The 1,315-nt window shown below is 65.2% G+C and carries 1 protein-coding gene; it reads left to right on the top strand.

The window, feature by feature from the left end:
- Positions 1-48 precede the first annotated feature (48 nt).
- The gene (locus F3087_RS45720) at positions 49-1,308 is read left to right on the top strand and encodes an IS30 family transposase (RefSeq protein WP_223885849.1); all 1,260 of its coding nucleotides are present in this window, start codon (positions 49-51) and stop codon (positions 1,306-1,308) included.
- The last annotated feature ends 7 nt before the right edge of the window (positions 1,309-1,315 follow it).

Here is a 1,315-nt window from a genome sequence, read left to right as displayed (position 1 = left end):
CTTGGGTTCAAGGGGTGGATGCAACACCGATGAGAATCGAGTTGTTGTATGCCTCAGCAGAGTCTGCCGCGGTCGTTGCGGGGAGTGTTCTGGGATCTGGTTGCTGACGGTGTTCCCGCTGGCGAGGCGGGGTTGAGAGTTGGTGTGTCGCAAGGGTGTGGGCAGCGTTGGTTTCGTGAGACTGGCGGGGTGAAACCGATGATCACCCCACCGAGGACCACTGGGCCGCGACCGCGGCTGAGTTTTGCCGAGCGAGAGGAAATCGCTGTCGGGGTCGCGGCGGGTGAGTCGATTCGTTCGATGGCACGGCGGTTGGGTCGCTCGCCGTCGACGGTCTGGCGCGAGATCGGCAAGAACGGCACCAAGAACCATGCTCACGCGGCCGGGCGGGCACGGTATCGGCGCATCTACCGCTTCGGTGCTCGCCGCAGCGGCGCGGTCGCGGTGCTGCATTATCGAGCCGGGGTCGCCCACGCCCGCTACGAGCGCCGCGCCCGGCGCATGCGGCCCGGGAAGCTGGCCACCAGCGTGGCGTTGCGGGCCGCGGTGCAGGATGGGTTGGACCAGCAGCACAGTCCAGAGCAGATCACCGGCTGGCTGCGCCTGAACCACCCGAACTGTCCGGAGATGCAGGTGTCGCACGAAACCATCTACAAAGCCTTGTATGTGCAAGGCCGCGGCGCGTTGCGCCGCGAGCTGGTGAGCTGCCTGCGTACCGGGCGCGCGTTGCGCAAGCCCCGCGCCGGCGTCGAACGCCGAGGCCAGCGCGATCCCCTGCTCAATATCAGCAACCGGCCTCCCGAAGCCATCGATCGGGCCGTGCCCGGCAACTGGGAAGGCGATCTGATCACAGGCGCAGCCAACGGCTCCGCGATCGGCACCCTGGTCGAACGACGATCGGGGTTCGTGATCCTGCTGCACCTGCCTGAGGATCACACCGCTGAATCCGTTGCTACACAAGCCATCACGAAAATGGGTGACCTGCCCGGGATTCTGCGCCGCACCCTGACCTGGGATCAAGGCTCGGAAATGGCCCAACACGCCCGCATCACCACCGCCACCGGCATCCGAATCTACTTTTGCGACCCCCATTCACCCTGGCAGCGCGGCACCAACGAAAACACCAATGGCCTTCTGCGCCAATACTTCCCGAAGGGCACGGATCTGTCGGTGTTCCCCGCCGACTACCTCGACCACGTCGCCCTCAAACTCAACACCCGCCCCCGCAAACGCCACGGCTTCCGCACACCCCTCCACATCCTCAATGACATACTCACCGAACCACCCACTGTTGCATCGACCGCGTGAATCCGCC

The sequence above is a fragment of the Nocardia colli genome (assembly GCF_008704205.1).
GTDB classification, from domain to species: domain Bacteria; phylum Actinomycetota; class Actinomycetes; order Mycobacteriales; family Mycobacteriaceae; genus Nocardia; species Nocardia colli.
This window is presented reverse-complemented; position numbering and strand designations above follow the sequence as displayed.

Coding starts and splice junctions, on each gene's coding strand:
- F3087_RS45720 (WP_223885849.1), top strand. CDS start 49: ATGCCTCAGCAGAGTCTGCCGCGGTCGTTGCGGGGAGTGTTCTGGGAT.